Annotated in this window: 1 protein-coding gene; it reads left to right on the top strand. The window is 44.7% G+C overall.

The features are described from left to right. Positions 1 to 700: diguanylate cyclase domain-containing protein (locus R7Z50_RS27570; protein ID WP_318149762.1), on the top strand; the 700-nt coding region annotated here is incomplete at both ends.

The raw sequence follows: 700 nt of genomic DNA, 5'->3' as shown, positions 1-700 counted from the left end.
CATGCCTATTCAAACCAAGTTGTACGTCAATAAAGATATGCTAGCCGTTGATATTAAGGGCGTGCTTACTGGAGAGGTAGAGCTTCCTATTGGCTTGGTAAAAGGCAGCTATGAAGCGGAATTTGTGCGTGCCAACTACCCAAGAGCATCGCTAGTGGAATATGTAAATAACGATGCGATGATCCGAGCCGCCGTCGAGAAAAATATCTTGTACTTTGTCGCCGATTTGCAAGTGGCTAACTTCCACATGGCGACAACACCAGATGCAGGCATGTTTGTGCCTACCCTCAATCTGTACAGCAAAGATCTGCGCATTGCGACAGGCGAGCACAGTTCGATTCCAGTAACGAAAATCTCCCACGACTTTGAAAAAATCATCGACTCAGACAAAGAACGGATCCTCAATCGTTGGAGTTTGGTCAAAACGGTATATCCCATTTACCTGTTGCCAATTGCCATTTTCATCATGGTTATTGCCACGCTTTACCATATCTTCGCCCTTAAGCGAATGGTGACTCTACGAACAAAGCAGCTCACCTTAGCAAATCAGCAACTGCTTGAACTGACGCTGACGGATCCGCTCACCAAACTTTATAATCGCAGGCATTTGATTGAGCGATTGGCAACGCTGAGTTCATTGCAAAAAAACGTAACCGTGATGGTGTTTGATATTGATGACTTTAAATCGATCAACGACAAA

The sequence above is a fragment of the Vibrio sp. 1249-1 genome (assembly GCF_033340495.1).
Note: the sequence above shows the minus strand (reverse complement) of the source record. Positions and strands in the feature narration are given on the sequence as shown.